The organism is Streptomyces sp. NPDC043812, from assembly GCF_056436245.1.
Genome location: NZ_JBWKCY010000020.1, coordinates 18,957 through 33,826 on the forward strand (window position 1 = coordinate 18,957; position 14,870 = coordinate 33,826).

Here is a 14,870-nt window from a genome sequence, read left to right on the forward strand (position 1 = left end):
GTCCTCTTCCACCGTAGGACCGGGGGGTGCCCAACGCCCTACCTCTCGCTGCGCCAGGTCGGCACGGAGCCCACAGGCTCGCCTGCCGGTGCGACGTTCACACGGGAAGGTGGGCTGTCAGGGGTCCAGCCGGCGGAAAAATGGCCTCGGCGGCGCCGTGGGGCACGATCGCGACCGGGCAGGCGACATGGTGGATCGCGGCGTGCGTCATCGGCCCCAGCCGGGTGCCTGCTGCGGCTCGGTGCCCTACGACGAGAAGGCCGGCCCGGGCGGCTGCCGTAAGCAGGTGACCGGCTGTGCCGCCTTCGACGAGCCGAGCCGTGACCGGCAGACCGGGGTACTTGTCGTACCAGGGGTACAGAGCTGTCGACAGCTCCTGCTCCTTCACGGCCGTAAGGACGTCCGCACTCGGTGTCGGGAAGGGGTCATAGGAATACAGCGGCGGAAGCCTCCAGCTGTGCAGCACCTCCAGCGGCACGCCGCGGACTGCGGCCGCCTCGAAGGCGAAGGCGATGAGCTCGTCGTCGGCGGAGTCCAGTTCGAGGGCGAGGAGCACAGGGCAACGCTGAGCGGGGGCCGGAGCGACGTCCCCGGTGAGCGACGGGACCGGGGGACGCAGTTGTTCGGGCGCCGCCGCGCCTGCGCGGACGAGAACGACCGGGACGTCGGCACGAGCCGAGACGTCCAGGGCCACGGAACCGATCATGAAGCCGGCGAAGCCGCTGAATCCAAGAGAGCCGAGCACCAGCATCTCCGAGTGCTCAGCCGCTGCCAGCAGGGCCTCGACCGGCGCTCGGGGCGTTGTCACAGGCATGATCTTCAATGCCGGAAAGCCGGCGTGCAGCACGCGCAGTGCCGCGTCCAAGGCGTGACTCTCCCGCACGGCCGGTACATCGATCTCCGGCAAGCGGGTACGCGGTGTCGGCGCGTACCCGGCATGCAACACCGTCAGCGGGAGGCCCCGCAGCGTAGCCTCGCGGGCCGCCCACTCGGCAGCGGCCAAGCTTTCGACGGATCCGTCGACGCCTGCCGTGATGGTCCTGCGCATGATGCACCTCTTGCGCTCATGGTGTCCCGTTCGGCCACCGATGCGGGCCGCGTTCTGCTATCGGGAGCTCACCTGTACCTGCTTCGACCGTCCCACCGGGTGGGTGCGCAGGGGAGGGGATGGACGGCCCTGGCCGGGGGCCGCTCGGCCCGGACAATGGGGATAGGGACCGTTCGGCCCTGTCGGCCGCAGAGCCGGTCGAGCCATGATCGAGTTGTCGCACTGACCTCCAGGGGGCACAGATGGCCGAGGTACCCGGCTTTTCGGCGGAGACGCCCATCAGGGTCTTCCTCCTGGACGACCACGAAGTCGTCCGTCGCGGCCTGAACGACCTGCTCGATGCGGAGCAAGACATCCAGGTGGTGGGGGAAGCGGCGTCCGCTCAGCAGGCGCTGGCCCGCGGGCCGGCGCTGCGCCCCCGGGTGGCGGTCCTCGACGTGCGCCTACCGGACGGCGACGGCATCACGGTGTGCCGCGAGTTGCGCAGCCGGATGCCCGGTCTTGCCTGCCTGATGCTGACCTCGTTCGATGACGAGGACGCGTTGCTGGACGCGGTCATGGCGGGGGCGGCCGGCTACGTCCTCAAACAGATCAAGGGAACCGACCTCGTCGCGGCGATCCGGACGGTGGCCTCCGGACAGTCGATGCTCGACCCCGAGACGACAGCCCGGCTGATGCGCTCGCTCCGCGGTCCCGAGACCGCGCAGCACGACGAGGACGACCGGCTGGCCGTCCTGTCCGAGCGTGAACGTGCGGTGCTGGACCTGGTCGGCGAAGGGCTGACGAACAGTCAGATCGGGAAGCGGTTGTACCTCTCGGAGAAAACGGTGAAGAACCACATTTCGCGGCTGCTGTCGAAGCTCGGTGTGGAAAGACGGGTGCAGGCCGCGGTCATCGCAGCCCAGGTTCACGAGCACGAAGAGAAAGAGCACTGAGGCGGGAGCCCGCGCATGGTGCCGAATCACGCACGCAGCTCGGCGGGGAGGGCCCATCCGCTTCTCGCGGATCCTGATTGCACGGTGCACGGCTCGTGTCCGCTTCCCCGTGTCCTTCGGGGGCTCTCCCCGTCAATTCCAGGGAAGCACCTTCCACGGCGCGCCACCAGGGCCCATTGGGTCCAGAGGCAGCCCGGTCGGCACGTGTGGGACGTCCCTGCCGGCTCGCAGCAGGGAATGCGGCAGTCGCCGACAGAAAAGTGGGCTGGTGCGCCGTCGCACCGGCCCGTCTTGCACCGACCGCTAGGCCGGCATGGTGATGGCGTCGTGCTGAGGTCCGCCGAGCACAACCTTGAGCGCACCGGTGTCCGCCGCGCGGGAGAAGACGTCGTACGCCTCCTCCATCTGCCCCAGCTCGAAGCGGTGGGTGACGAGTTGCGAGGTAGGCAGTTGGCCTGCCGCGAGCATGCGCAGCAGCAGCGGCGTGCTGTGGGTGTCGACGAGCCCGGTGGTGATGGTCACGTCCTTGATCCACAGGTCTTCGAGGTGCAGGGCCGCGGGTTTGCCGTGGACGCCGACATTGGCCACGTGACCGCCGGGGCGGACCATGCGCGTGCACATCTCGAAGGCTTCCGGCACGCCGACGGCTTCGACGACGACATCTGCGCCGAGGCCTTCCGTCAAATCCTCGACCAGCTTTTCCGGTTCCTCGTCCGCGCTGACCGTGGCGTCTGCTCCGATGGAACGGGCGGCTGCCAGCCGGGACTCGGCGAGGTCGACCGCGATGATCCGTCCAGGGGTGTACAGCTTGGCAGTCGCTATTGTGGCGAGACCGATGGGTCCGGCGCCGACCACGGCCACGGTGTCCCCCGGACGCACCTGGCCATTGAGTACACCCACCTCGTACGCGTGGGGAAGATGTCGGCCAGCAGAACCGCGTCGTAGCTGTCGACGGAGCTGGGGAGCGGGTGCACGGAAAGGTCTGCGAACGGCACGCGCACATACTCGGCCTGGGTACCGTCGATCACATGGCCCAGTACCCAGCCGCCGCCCTCGCGGCACTGGCCGTAGTGGTTCTCCCGACAGAAACGGCATCGCCCGCACGCGGAGATGCAGGACACCAGCACGCGGTCGCCGGGGCCCACGGTGCGTACCTCGCCACCGACCTCCACGACCTCGCCCACGGCCTCGTGCCCCAGAATCCGGCCCGGCGCCACCTCGGGAACATCACCCTTGATGATGTGCAGGTCGGTACCGCAGATCGTCACGGCATCGACGCGGACCACTGCGTCCGCAGCGTCCTTGACGCCCGGATCGGGGACGTCCTGCCAGGACGCCTGCCCCGGGCCTTGAAACACAAGTGCCTTCATGACGTCAGCCTTCTTCCGTATTCCGGGATGCCCGCCCCCTTCGGGATGCTCCACCGCCAGCGTCTCCCGGGCCGGCCCGCAGTCGCTTGGGCCGGACGACCCCGGTCGGGGTCCTCTCGGCCCATCCCAGGCCGGTCCTGCCGATGCCAAGAGAGGCGGACCGGACCAGGCCGGAGGTGCTGCGCCCCTCAGCCGTTTCCCGCACGCTGCTCGGGCATTTCGCCGGTTCCCCACAGATGGAGACGGGTCTCCACCGGACGAAGTCCTGGTGGGGGCCCGTTTCTCGTTGTCCCGCCGCTCTGGGAGGCGGTGGGGGCACAGCCGGCGAGGCCGGGGCGGCGGTCTCAGTCGTGCGGGGCCTGACCGGTCACACGGTGGTCGGCGTGGCTGAGCGCCTCCAGGACGAGGCGGCGCAGGTGGCCGTCGCGCAGGCTGTAGAAGATGTGCCGGCCTTCGCGCCGCGTGTCGACCAGTCCCGCAAGCCGCAACTTCGCCAGATGCTGGCTGACCGCGGTCCGCGATGCCGCGCAGCGTTCCGCGAGTGACCCGACGTCGGATTCCTCCTGGGCAAGCAGCCACAGCAGATGGAGCCGGGTGGTGTCGGCCAGCATCGCGAACACGTCGGTGGCCTCGGCGAGGCGGGCGCCGTCCGGAGTCCGCAGATGCGCACCGGATGCAGGTGATGTGGGGACGCGATCGGGCATGGACCCAGCGTAGAGCCGCCGCGGGCAGGGCCCCGACTACATGTGCATGGTTGCGCACATGTGCGTACAGTGGATGTGTCGACCGTCGTCGCAGGGGGCCGTCGCATGTTCTCCGTACTGCGCAATCGCACCTTCCGGCACCTCTTCGTGGCCCAGGTCGTCGCTCTGCTCGGGACCGGGCTGGCCACTGTGGCCCTGGGGCTGCTGGCCTACGACATCGCGGGCGCGGACGCCGGAGCAGTGCTGGGCACCGCTCTGGCGATCAAGATGGTCGCCTACGTCCTCGTCGCGCCGGCAGTCGCCGCGATCGCCTTGAGGGTGCCGCGCCGGGCGCTCCTGGTCGCCGCCGACGTCACCAGAGCGGGCGTCGCGCTGCTGCTGCCGCTCGTCGACCAGGTGTGGCAGGTGTACGTGCTGGTCTTCGCGCTGCAGGCTGCCTCCGCCGCCTTCACCCCGACGTTCCAGGCCCTCGTTCCCGACGTCCTGCCCGAGGAACGCGACTACCTCCGTGCCCTGTCCCTGTCCCGCCTGGCATACGACCTGGAAAGCCTCTTCAGCCCTGCCCTGGCCGCGATGCTGCTCTCCCTGGTCGCCTACGACTGGCTGTTCACCGGAACCGTGGCTGGATTCGTGGCCTCCGGCGCCCTCGTGATCTCCGTCGTCCTGCCGAAGCCGGCCTGTGCCGCGCGCAACACGAGCTCTCGCGCCGAGGCCCTCTCAGGTGTACGGCTGTTCCTCGCGGTGCCGCTGCTGCGTGCCCTCCTCGCGCTGAATCTCGCCGTCGCCGCTGCGAGCGCAATGGTCACGGTCAACACCGTGGTGTACGTCCAGGCTCATCTCGGCCGCTCGACGGGCGATGTGGCCGTGGCGCTCGGCGCGTACGGAGCCGGGTCGATGGCGGTCGCCCTGACGCTGCCGAAGGTGCTCGACAGAGTCGGCGACCGTGCGGTGATGCTGTGCGGCGGCCTGGTGCTCACCGCGGTCTTCGCCGGTCTCGGCGCGATCACCACGGCCGGCGGCGGCGGGTGGAGGTGGCCGGCGCTGCTGTGCGCATGGGCGGTTCTGGGTGCAGCGTGTTCGTCGGTGCTCACTCCGACCGGGCGGCTGATCAAGGGCTCGGTGGATGCCGCCGATCGTCCCGTCGTGTTCGCCGCGCAGTTCTCCTTGTCCCACTGCTGCTGGCTGCTGACATACCCACTGGCCGGGCGGCTCGGGGCTGAGGCCGGACTTCCGTGGGCAGCGTGCGCCCTCGGCGTGCTCGCGTTCACGGGCGGGGTGGTGGCGGTGCGGCTGTGGCCGGCGTCCGAGGTGAGGCGCGTCGTGCACCTGCACACCGGCCTGGACGCGAACCATCCGCACCTCGCCGACGCCCGCCCGGTCGCGGGAGGGTGGCGGCACAGTCACGAGCACGTCATGGACGGGCTGCACTCCCGCGGCCACTGAGGCCGGACTGCCGCGCCCACTGACGCCGGGCGGGGAGCGAGGCCGGCGCGAGCTCGGTGTTTCACGTGGAACACCCGCGGAACGTGTGGGTCCGTTCCTCGGGTGTCCAGGGTGGCGGGGCGAGCAGGGTCAGGCCGCCACGCGCGCGGCCAGGGCCTTGCCCTTCTGGGCGGCCTCGTCGAGTGCCTTGGTGCGGGAGGCGTCGGCGAGCGGAACGAGGTCGGCCATTTCTGCCTTGGTGTGGGCGAGGGTCAGCTCCGGAACGATGAAGTCGACCTCGGCGCCGAGCATGCCGGTCAGCACCTTCTCCAGGTAGTTCTGGACGAATTCGTAGTCCTCGCGCGGAGTGCCGGGTGCGTAGGAGCCGCCACGGCTGGCGACCACGGTGATCGGGGTACCGGCCACGGGGCCGTCGGGGCCCGCGTTGTGACCGACCACGATGACCTGGTCCAGCCACGCCTTGAGAGTGGACGGGATCGTGAAGTTGTACATCGGGGCGCCGATGAGAACGGCATCCGCCGCCGCCAGCTCGGCTGCCAGTTCGCCGCGCAGGGCGTCGTCCGCGCCGGCGAATGCCGCGGCGGCGTCGAGGTGGGGAAGCGGGTTCGCGGCGAGGTCGCGGTAGATGACTTCGCCATCGGGGTGTGCCTCCTGCCAGGCCTTGACGAAGGCGGCGGTGACGTCGCGAGAGGCGGAGTTCTGGGGGAAGAGCGCGGAATCGAGGTGCAGCAGAGTGGCCATGAGGGCTCCCTGGAGTTGTTGCACGGGTTGAGTGCGTAACTGAATTTCCGTATACACCTATGGATAACATAGTGCCTTACTTTTTGTAAGTCGGTGTTGTCGGCGCAGTACCCTGGGTGCATGGCGGAGGAGAGGCTGCACAGCGAAGAGGCATGCAAGAAGGTCGATCTGGGCATCAGTCGCGTCTTCGAGCTGCTCGGGAAGCGCTGGACGGGCCCCATCGTCTCCGTGCTAATGCAACGGCCCGTGCACTTCGCGGAGTTGCGACGGGCGATTCCGGGCATCAGCGAGCGCATGTTGTCGGACCGGCTCACCGAGCTCGCCGGTGCGGGGCTGGTCGTCCGTGAGGTCGACGAAGGGCCACCGCTGCGGGTCGCCTACCGGTTGACCGCGGCGGGCGCGGCCATGGAGCCGGCCCTCAAGGAACTGTCGCTGTGGGCCGAGACGCACCTGGCGTCGAACGGGAAAGACGCCTGCTGAGACCGCTCGAGAGCCGTCGAGTGCCGTGCCCTGTCAGGGTTTTCCACAGGGGCAGACGACTGTCGTGGCGCGGGGGTACGGTCAGGGCAGTTGATGTTGATGGCGTACGACGCCGGGGGAGGCAGCGGCATGAGCGATGCCGAGATGTTGGTGCCGGCGCAGCGGCCGGAGGCAGAGACGTCCGGACCCGCCGGAGACCCGCGGGGCACGGCCGACGGGGGCGTGGGGACGGTGGGTGCGGTGGTCGACAGGCGCATTCCGGAGGTGCCCGGGTTCGCGTCGCGAGCGGCCCTGCAGCAGCACACGGACGACGACCGGACGGCTCGCTCCCCGAAGGAGCTGGGGAAGGCCCTGCGGGCACGCGTGCCACGGTCCGGGCACGACTCGCTCGTGCTCACCACGAACCGCCCGGACGCCGTGCAGGCCGTGGAGGAATCAAGCCGGGGGCGTGTTCCCGAGCTGACTCCCATACGGGTGGGCAGGATGGCCGCCTCGCCGTTCGCCTTCCTGCGCGGATCGGCCGGACTGATGGCCCACGACCTCGTGGGCACACCCGTCACCGGCGTCGCGGCCCAGATCTGTGGCGACGCCCACGCGGCCAACTTCGGCCTGTACGGCGATGCCCGCGGCAGGCTCGTGATGGACCTCAACGACTTCGACGAGACGGTCGTCGGCCCGTGGGAGTGGGACGTCAAACGGCTGGCCGTGTCGCTGGTGCTGGCCGGTCGGGTGGTCGGCGCCGACGAGGACGTCTGCAGGGCCGCGGCGTTCGACGCCGTCGGCGCCTACCGACGCACCATGCGACTGCTGGCGAAGCTCCCGGCGCTGGACGCCTGGAACGCCATCGCCGACGAGGAGCTCGTGTCGCACACGGACGCACGGGATCTTCTCGGCACCCTGGAGCGCGTCGCCGCCAAGGCACGCAGCAACACGAGTGCCCGCTTCGCGGCCAAGTCCACCGAGTCGGTCGCGGGCCCCGACGGCGAATTCGCGCGCCGCTTCGTGGACGCACCGCCGGTGCTGCGGCGGGTGGGGGACGCGGAGGCGGCCGCCGTCGCGGCGTCGCTCGAGCACTACCTGTCCACGGTGTCGGAGGACCGTCTCCCGCTGCTTGCCCGGTACGCCGTTCACGACGTGGCCTTCCGTGTCGTCGGCACGGGTAGCGTCGGCACCCGCTCCTACGTGGTGCTGCTGCTCGACCACCGGGGCGATCCGCTCGTGCTCCAGGTCAAGGAGGCGCGGGCGTCGGCGCTGGAGCCGCATCTGCGTGCGTCCGGCTTCTCCGTGCCGGCCGTCGATCATGAGGGCCGCCGCGTCGTCATGGGTCAGAAGCGCATGCAGGTGGTCAGCGACATCCTGCTCGGCTGGACGACAGTGGAAGGCCGGCCGTTCCAGGTACGGCAGTTCAGGAACCGCAAGGGGAGCGTGGATCCCGCGGCCCTCGCTCCCGAACAAGTCGACGACTACGGGCGGATGACCGGCGCCCTGCTGGCGCGTGCGCATGCTCACAGTGCCGATCCGCGGCTGCTGGCCGGCTACTGCGGCAAGAACGAGGAGTTCGACGAGGCGGTCGCCTCCTTCGCCGTGACCTACGCGGACCGTACCGAGGCCGATCATGCGGATCTGCTCACCGCGATCAAGAGCGGACACATAGCCGCTGAGACGGGAGTGTGACGGGGCACCTCGCTGCGCCCGTAGGCTGGACCAGTGAGCGAGGAAGCAGCCGGGGGACCGACGACCCGGAACGACGAAGCGCACGACGCCCAGCAGGATGCGCACCAGGACGACCCGCCGAGGCCTGAGGCCCGGCTGGCCCATGCGGTGCGCGTGGCCGAGCAGGCGCTGATCGAGTTCGAGATCGCGCTGGAGACGTTCCGGGTGGAGGTGGAGAACTTCTCCCGGCTGCACCATCAAAGACTCGGGCCCATGTACGCGCGCCTCGACGAGCTGGACGCCCGGATCGCGGAGGCGCGGGCCGAGCGCAGCGGTGATCCGGAGGACCTGCGCAAGGCGCAGGAGGCCCGGGCCATGGTGCTTCCTATGCCTGGGGTGGACGAGCTGTTCCACGACTGGATGGACAGCGACGGTCTGTCCCCCGAGGCTGCCGCGATGCTCACCGACCAGCCGGTGCGTGCGCCAAAGCGGGTGCGGCCGAGCGAAGAGGCGCGCAAGCTCTACCGGGAGCTGGCCCGCAAGGCGCATCCCGACCTGGCGCAGGACGAGACGGAGCGCACGCGACGGGACGAGTTCATCGCCCGCGTCAACGCCGCGTACGCGCTGGGCGACGCGGCGAAGCTGCGCGAGCTGGCCGAGGAGTGGGCAGCCGGGCCCGTGACGCCGGAGCCGGAGCTCAGCGAGAGCGAAGAGCTCTACGCGCGGCTGGAGTGGCTGTCGCGGCGCAAGGAACTGCTCACCGCCGTCGCCAAGGAGCTCGAGGAAGGTGCCATCGGCGCCATGCTGCGGATGGCGCCGGACGATCCCGACGGGCTGCTCGACGAGATCGCCGAGCAACTGCTGGCGCAGGTCGCCGAGCGTGAGAAGGAACTCGCCGGCCTCGTGGAGTAGTAGGTTTTTTCGAGGCCCCCGGGCGAGCTGTCGCCCGCCGTGTAGATACGAGAGAAGGCTTTGCCCCATGAACTTCGCCCCGCTGCCCTCCGTGGAAGCCGCGGCGGTGCCGGCCGACGGCCTGGTGCTGGACGTCAGGGAGTCCGACGAATGGGCGGCCGGTCATGTCGAGGGTGCGCTGCACGTCCCGATGAGCGATTTCGTCGCCCGCTTCGGTGAGGTGACCGAGGCGGTCGCGGACGGGCGCCGTGCTTTTGTGATGTGCCGGGTCGGTGGCCGTTCCGCCCAGGTCACCCAGTACCTGGTGCAGCAGGGCGTCGACGCCGTGAACGTGGACGGCGGCATGCTCGCCTGGGACGGCGCAGGCCGTCCGATGGTGACCGAGACCGGCGATCCGGCCTTCGTACTCTGAACCCTCCCCAGGCGGGGTCGGGCGCGGGGCTGGGTGCTCCCGGCCTGCGCCTCCATGCGCGGCGCTGGGCCAACGCCCGTGCCCCGCGTCGCCGGGCTGCTTCGTGCCCGATCGCGCCGGGGCCGAGCCGGGCCACGGCCGGCTGGTCCCGCGTCGGGCCGTTGCCACCCCGGCCGGGCTGCTCCCGCCGAGCTGTGCCGATCGAGATGTGTCAGCCCAGCGGATGTGCGGCCAGTAGGTCGCCGAGGGTTTCTTCATGGGCGGCGGCCGGCCCGAGGGACAGCTCGAGCTGCTTGGCCCAGGCGTGATAGCGATGGAGCGGGTAGTCGGTGTCCGCGCCGAAGCCGCCGTGCAGATGCTGCGCGGTCTGCACCACGCGACGTACGCCCTCGGAGGCCCAGATCTTGGCCACCGCCACGTCACCGGCCACCGGCAGCGGCCCTCCGGCGGCGGCCGCACCCTGCTCCTCCGCGTCTGCCAGACGCCATGCTGCCTGCCAGAGCGTGACCTCCATGGCCCGTAGATCGATGTAGCGGTCGGCCGCTTGGACGGCGACGGCCTGGAACGTCGCCACCGGAAAGCCGAATTGCTCCCGCTTTCCCGTGTACTGGCTGGTCATCGTCAGCACCGCCTCGCCGAGCCCCAGGGCCTGTGCACACGTGCCCGTGGCCAGCAGCGTTCGCAGCCATTCCCAGGCGCCGTCGGCAGTGATCACGTCGTGATCGCCGACATGCACGGCATCCAGGGCGGCCTCGGCGAACCGCTCCCCGTTCGTGGAGATCTGCTCGGCCAGCGTCAGCCCCTCCGTACCGCGGGGGACCAGGGCGAAGAGCGCACGCCCGTCGTCCGTGTGCGCGGGCACGGCGATGCGGTCCGCGCACTGTGCCCAGGGCACACCGGTCTGCATGCCGTCGAGCACCCAGCCGTCGTCCTCCCCAACCCCGCGTCGGGCGGTCACCGCGAGTTCCGCAGGGTCGTGGCCGGTGCGGCCGTTGGCCCCGACGGTGAGCACCAGTTCGCCGCGGCCGACCCGGGGGAGTATCTCGGCGCTCAACTCGGGGCTGCCGAAACGCTCGACGGCCATTGCCACCGCACTCGTTTCCAGCAACGGCACCCGGGCCAGCACCTTCGCGGACTCACGCAGCACCAGGCACATGGCGATGGCGTCGAGACCCGCACCGCCGTGTTCAGGTGACAGAACCAGCGCGAGCAGATCCGAAGCGGCAAGCTTTGCCCACAGGGGCCGGTCGAAATCCTCGGCCACCGCGCCGGCAGTCAGCGCCGGGCTCGGCACCGCGTCGGGCACGACGTCCGAGAAGACCGCGCGCGCAGCCTCCACGGCCGCCTGCTGTTCCTCGGTGAAGGTGAAGTCCACTGTCCCGTCCCTCCCGTGCACTGCGTCCTCAGCACCACCTCAGGCCCAGCGTCGCCCTCGGGGCCATATCTGACGGACCGTCAAGATAGGCCACGGGGCGGCAAATGAACACTGTGCGGGCAGGGAAACGACAGTCCGGGCGGGCAGGCTCCTCAGCGGTCGAAATCCAACTCGACCTCTGCTGTGGCCGGATGGGACTGGCACGCGAGGACATAGCCCGCCTCGGTCTCCTCGGGCTCCAGCGCGAAGTTGCGGTCCATGCGGACCTCACCGGAGACGAGGAAGGCGCGACAGGTGCCGCAGACACCGCCCTTGCAGGCGTACGGCGCGTCCGCCCGCTTGCGCAACACGGTGTCCAGCAGCGACTCCCCCTCCTGCACGGGCCAGGTCCCGGACCGGCCGTCGAGTCTCGCGGTGAGCGTCGCATGGGCCGGTGCGGTCACCGGAGCCGCGACCGGCGCAGAGCCGTCATCCACGTGGAAGATCTCCTGGTGGATACGTCCGCGGTCCACACCGAGCCCGCGCAGCGCATGCTCGGCACCCTGAACGAGACCGAAGGGGCCGCACAGGAACCAGCCGTCCACGTCCGCCACCGGAAGCAGAGCCGGCAGCAGTGCGGTCAGACGCTCCCGGTCCAGTCGACCGGACGGCAGGCCCGACTGCTGCTCCTCCCGGGAGAGGATGGTGACCAGCTGGAAACGATCGGGGAAGCGGTCCTTGAGGTCGGCGACCTCGTCCAGGAACATCGTCGAGGCGGCCGTACGGTCACTGCGGATCAGACAGAAACGAGCGCCCGGCTCGCGCGCCAGCACCGTCGCGGCCATGGACAGCACCGGTGTGATGCCGCTGCCGCCGACGACCGCGGCGAAACGGCCCGGCCGGGGTGGCAGGAGGAAGCGGCCCATCGGGGGCATCACCTCGACGGTGTCGCCGACGACCAGCTCCTTGAGGGCGTACGTGGAGAACTCACCGCCGTCGACCAGGCGAATGCCCACGCGCAGCACCGGATCACCGCCGTCGGGGGCGGCCGGGGCACAGATCGAGTACGTACGCCGGATCTCCGCACCGTCCACGACCCGGCGCAGAGCCAGATGCTGGCCAGGGGTGTGGCGGAAGGTTTCGCGCAGCTCGAGCGGGACCTCGAAGGTGAGGGCCACCGAATCGTCGGTGAGCTGTTCGACGGCGCCGACCCGGAGCGGATGGAACATCTACAGCTCCTTGAAGTGGTCGAAAGGTTCACGGCAGGAGACACAACGGCGCAGTGCCTTGCACGCCGTCGACGAGAACCGGCTCAGCAGCTCGGTCTCGGTCGAGCCGCAGTGTGGGCAGCGCACGGACAACGTGAGGGCCACGGGCTCGCCCGGCCCCTGCGGGCGGGGCGGGGCTATGCCGAACTCGGCGAGCTTGCGCCGGCCATCGGCGCTGATGTCGTCCGTCGACCAGGCCGGGCTGAGGACCCTGACCACGGACACGTCTGCCATGCCGTGGTCGTGGAGCACCTGCTCGATGTCGGAGGTCATCGCCTCTATCGCGGGGCAGCCTGTGTAGGTCGGGGTCAGTTCGACCTCGACACGGCCCGGTCCCAGCAGATGGACCCCGCGCAGGACGCCCAGCTCCTCGAGGGTCAGCACCGGAAGCTCGGGGTCCGGCACGGAACCCGCCAGCCGGCGCAGCTCCGTCTCGAGCCGCGTATCGCCCGTATCCGACGAGGCGGCCGTGCCCGGTCCCGCCTGGGCTGCCGTCCCGGTGACTTCGGCGGACTCCCGCGTGCCGGTCACCATGACGCACCCGGGTGGCTGCGGTGCAGATGCTGCATCTCGGCGATCATGCGCCCGAACGGCTCGGTGTGGAGCCCCTGGCGTCCCGCCCCTGCCGACCAGGCGCCCTTGCGTTCGCCGGCCGGCACGGTCAGCGTCGCCTGCTTCAGGATCGAGGTGACCGACTCCAGCCAGGCCGATTCGAGGGCGTCCCGGTCGATGTCCTCCAGGCCGTCCACGGGCTGGAACATCTCGCCCGTGAACCGCCACAGCTCCTCGCACGCTCGCTGCATCCGCTCGTGACTCTCGGCGGTCCCGTCGCCCAGCCTCATGACCCACTGCTCCGCATGGTCGCGGTGGTACGCCACCTCCTTGACCGCCTTCGCGGCGAGGCCGGCGAAGGGGCCGTCCCCAGCCGCGAGCTGTCCGTAGAGCAGGCCTTGGTAGGTGGAGAAGTAGAGCTGGCGGGCCATGGTCCGGGCGAAGTCGCCGTTCGGCTGCTCCACCAGCTGGACATTGCGGAAGGCGCGCTCCTCGCGCAGATAGGCGAGCTCGTCCTCGTCGCCGACGAGGGAGAGCAGCACCCGCGCCTGCCCCAGGAGATCAAGGGCGATGTTGGCGAGGGCGACCTCTTCCTCCAGGACCGGCGCATGGCCTGCCCACTCCCCCAGCCGGTGCGAGAGCACCAGGGCGTCGTCGCCGAGGGCCAGAGCCGCGGTGTGCACGGACGGGCTGCTCACAGGTGCTTCACCCCTTCCGGGATCTCGTAGAACGTGGGGTGGCGGTAGGGCTTGTCGGCGGACGGCTCGAAGAACGGGTCCTTCTCGTCCGGCGACGACGCGGTGATCTCGGTGGAGGGCACCACCCAGACGGAGACGCCTTCGCTGCGCCGGGTGTACAGGTCGCGGGCGTTCCTCAGGGCCATGGTCGCGTCCGGGGCGTGGAGGCTGCCCGCGTGCGTGTGTGACAGGCCTCGGCGGGAGCGCACGAAGACCTCCCACAGCGGCCATTCGTTCGAGCTGCTCATGCCGTCGCCTCCCCGGGCTCGGTGTGCTGTGCTGTGCGGTGCTTGTCGGCGTGGGCGGCGGCGGCCTCACGGACCCAGGCGCCTTCCTCATGGGCCCGGCGGCGCTGGGTGATCCGCTGTTCGTTGCACGGGCCGTTGCCCTTGAGGACTTCCTGGAACTCCGACCAGTCGATCGCACCGAAGTCGTGCTGTCCGCGCTCCTCGTTCCACCGGAGGTCGGGGTCGGGGAGGGTCAGGCCAAGTGCCTCGGCCTGGGGGACGCAGATGTCCACGAAGCGCTGACGCAGCTCGTCGTTCGAATGCCGCTTGATCTTCCAGGCCATGGACTGTGCCGAGTGCGCCGAGGCGTCGTCCGGCGGGCCGAACATCATCAGCGACGGCCACCACCAGCGGTCCACCGCGTCCTGGGCCATCGCATGCTGCTCGGGCGTGCCCTTCGACAGCGTGAGCAGCAGCTCGTATCCCTGGCGCTGGTGGAACGACTCCTCCTTGCAGATGCGCACCATCGCGCGGGCGTAGGGGCCGTAGGAGCAGCGGCAGAGCGGCACCTGGTTGGTGATCGCGGCGCCGTCCACCAGCCAGCCGATCGCACCGACGTCCGCCCAGGTCAAGGTGGGGTAGTTGAAGATCGAGGAGTACTTCTGGCGCCCGGTGTGGAGCTTGTCGAGCAGCTCGTCCCGGCCGGTGCCGAGCGTCTCGGCCGCGCTGTACAGATACAGGCCGTGGCCGGCCTCGTCCTGGACCTTGGCCATCAGGATGGCTTTGCGGCGCAGCGACGGCGCCCGCGTGATCCAGTTCGCCTCGGGCTGCATGCCGATGATTTCCGAGTGGGCATGCTGAGCCATCTGGCGGACCAGCGACGCTCTGTACGCGTCCGGCATCCAGTCGCGCGGCTCGATGCGCTCGTCGGCGGCCACGGCTGCGTCGAAAGCTGCCTCGTAAGCATCCGCAGTAACTGCTGTCATCCGGGCCCCCTACCGACCGATCGTTCGGTTCATTGACTTCAATGGTGG

Annotated in this window: 15 protein-coding genes and 1 pseudogene; 6 read left to right on the forward strand and 10 right to left on the reverse strand. The window is 70.1% G+C overall.

The annotated features are described in order from the left end of the window. Positions 1–97: 97 nt before the first annotated feature. The gene (locus tag AC067Z_RS26945) at positions 98–1,048 is read right to left on the reverse strand and encodes a universal stress protein (RefSeq protein WP_478792200.1); all 951 of its coding nucleotides are present in this window, start codon (positions 1,046–1,048) and stop codon (positions 98–100) included. A 242-nt stretch (positions 1,049–1,290) separates the two neighbouring features. Here AC067Z_RS26945 and AC067Z_RS26950 point away from each other — a divergent pair, with 242 nt between their 5' ends. After that, positions 1,291–1,983, forward strand: a complete 693-nt coding sequence (locus tag AC067Z_RS26950; RefSeq protein WP_478792201.1) for a response regulator — start codon at positions 1,291–1,293, stop codon at positions 1,981–1,983. Positions 1,984–2,286: 303 nt separating this feature from the next. Here AC067Z_RS26950 and AC067Z_RS26955 read toward each other — a convergent pair. Both AC067Z_RS26955 and AC067Z_RS26960 read right to left on the reverse strand, forming a co-directional pair. Then, positions 2,287–3,353, reverse strand: a pseudogene (locus AC067Z_RS26955) (zinc-dependent alcohol dehydrogenase family protein). Between the two features lie 344 nt (positions 3,354–3,697). Further along, positions 3,698–4,057, reverse strand: a complete 360-nt coding sequence (locus AC067Z_RS26960; protein WP_478792202.1) for an ArsR/SmtB family transcription factor — start codon at positions 4,055–4,057, stop codon at positions 3,698–3,700. A gap of 105 nt (positions 4,058–4,162) precedes the next feature. Here AC067Z_RS26960 and AC067Z_RS26965 point away from each other — a divergent pair, with 105 nt between their 5' ends. Continuing rightward, on the forward strand, positions 4,163–5,500 hold the full coding sequence (locus AC067Z_RS26965; RefSeq protein WP_478792203.1) for an MFS transporter: 1,338 nt from the start codon (positions 4,163–4,165) through the stop codon (positions 5,498–5,500). Positions 5,501–5,629: 129 nt separating this feature from the next. On the opposite strand, the gene AC067Z_RS26970 is transcribed toward AC067Z_RS26965, so the two are convergent. Continuing rightward, positions 5,630–6,241: an FMN-dependent NADH-azoreductase gene (locus AC067Z_RS26970; protein ID WP_478792204.1), complete on the reverse strand. Its 612-nt coding sequence runs from the start codon at positions 6,239–6,241 to the stop codon at positions 5,630–5,632. Positions 6,242–6,361: 120 nt separating this feature from the next. On the opposite strand from AC067Z_RS26970, the gene AC067Z_RS26975 reads away from it, so the two are divergent. The 4 genes from AC067Z_RS26975 (at position 6,362) to AC067Z_RS26990 (ending at position 9,698) form a co-directional block, all read left to right on the forward strand. Then, a complete protein-coding gene (locus AC067Z_RS26975; protein WP_478792205.1) occupies positions 6,362–6,721 on the forward strand; it encodes a winged helix-turn-helix transcriptional regulator in 360 nt (119 codons plus the stop codon). 129 nt (positions 6,722–6,850) lie between these two features. Then, positions 6,851–8,395 carry a DUF2252 domain-containing protein gene (locus AC067Z_RS26980; RefSeq protein ID WP_478792206.1) on the forward strand — a complete coding sequence of 515 codons (1,545 nt, stop codon included), beginning with the start codon at positions 6,851–6,853 and terminating at the stop codon, positions 8,393–8,395. Between the two features lie 33 nt (positions 8,396–8,428). Next, entirely contained in the window at positions 8,429–9,286 is an 858-nt protein-coding gene (locus AC067Z_RS26985; protein WP_478792207.1) for a J domain-containing protein, read from the forward strand. A gap of 67 nt (positions 9,287–9,353) precedes the next feature. Next, a complete protein-coding gene (locus AC067Z_RS26990) occupies positions 9,354–9,698 on the forward strand; it encodes a rhodanese-like domain-containing protein (RefSeq protein WP_478792208.1) in 345 nt (114 codons plus the stop codon). 211 nt (positions 9,699–9,909) lie between these two features. Here the strand turns inward: AC067Z_RS26990 and AC067Z_RS26995 are convergent, their stop codons facing one another. From AC067Z_RS26995 to paaA, 6 genes are all read right to left on the reverse strand, one after another. Continuing rightward, positions 9,910–11,073, reverse strand: coding sequence for an acyl-CoA dehydrogenase family protein (locus AC067Z_RS26995; RefSeq protein WP_478792209.1), 1,164 nt, complete (start codon positions 11,071–11,073; stop codon positions 9,910–9,912). Between the two features lie 152 nt (positions 11,074–11,225). Continuing rightward, entirely contained in the window at positions 11,226–12,281 is a 1,056-nt protein-coding gene (locus AC067Z_RS27000) for a 2Fe-2S iron-sulfur cluster-binding protein (protein ID WP_478792210.1), read from the reverse strand. Then, positions 12,282–12,854, reverse strand: coding sequence for a 1,2-phenylacetyl-CoA epoxidase subunit PaaD (paaD, locus tag AC067Z_RS27005; RefSeq protein WP_478792211.1), 573 nt, complete (start codon positions 12,852–12,854; stop codon positions 12,282–12,284). Next, positions 12,848–13,570 (reverse strand): 1,2-phenylacetyl-CoA epoxidase subunit PaaC, encoded by a 723-nt coding sequence (gene paaC / locus AC067Z_RS27010; RefSeq protein WP_478792212.1) that lies wholly within the window; start codon positions 13,568–13,570, stop codon positions 12,848–12,850. The genes paaD and paaC overlap by 7 nt, the downstream gene beginning before the upstream one ends. Next, a complete protein-coding gene (gene paaB, locus AC067Z_RS27015) occupies positions 13,567–13,857 on the reverse strand; it encodes a 1,2-phenylacetyl-CoA epoxidase subunit PaaB (protein WP_478792213.1) in 291 nt (96 codons plus the stop codon). Before paaB ends, paaC begins: the two co-directional genes overlap by 4 nt. Continuing rightward, on the reverse strand, positions 13,854–14,822 hold the full coding sequence (paaA, locus tag AC067Z_RS27020) for a 1,2-phenylacetyl-CoA epoxidase subunit PaaA (RefSeq protein ID WP_478792214.1): 969 nt from the start codon (positions 14,820–14,822) through the stop codon (positions 13,854–13,856). Before paaA ends, paaB begins: the two co-directional genes overlap by 4 nt. Between the last annotated feature and the right edge of the window lie 48 nt (positions 14,823–14,870).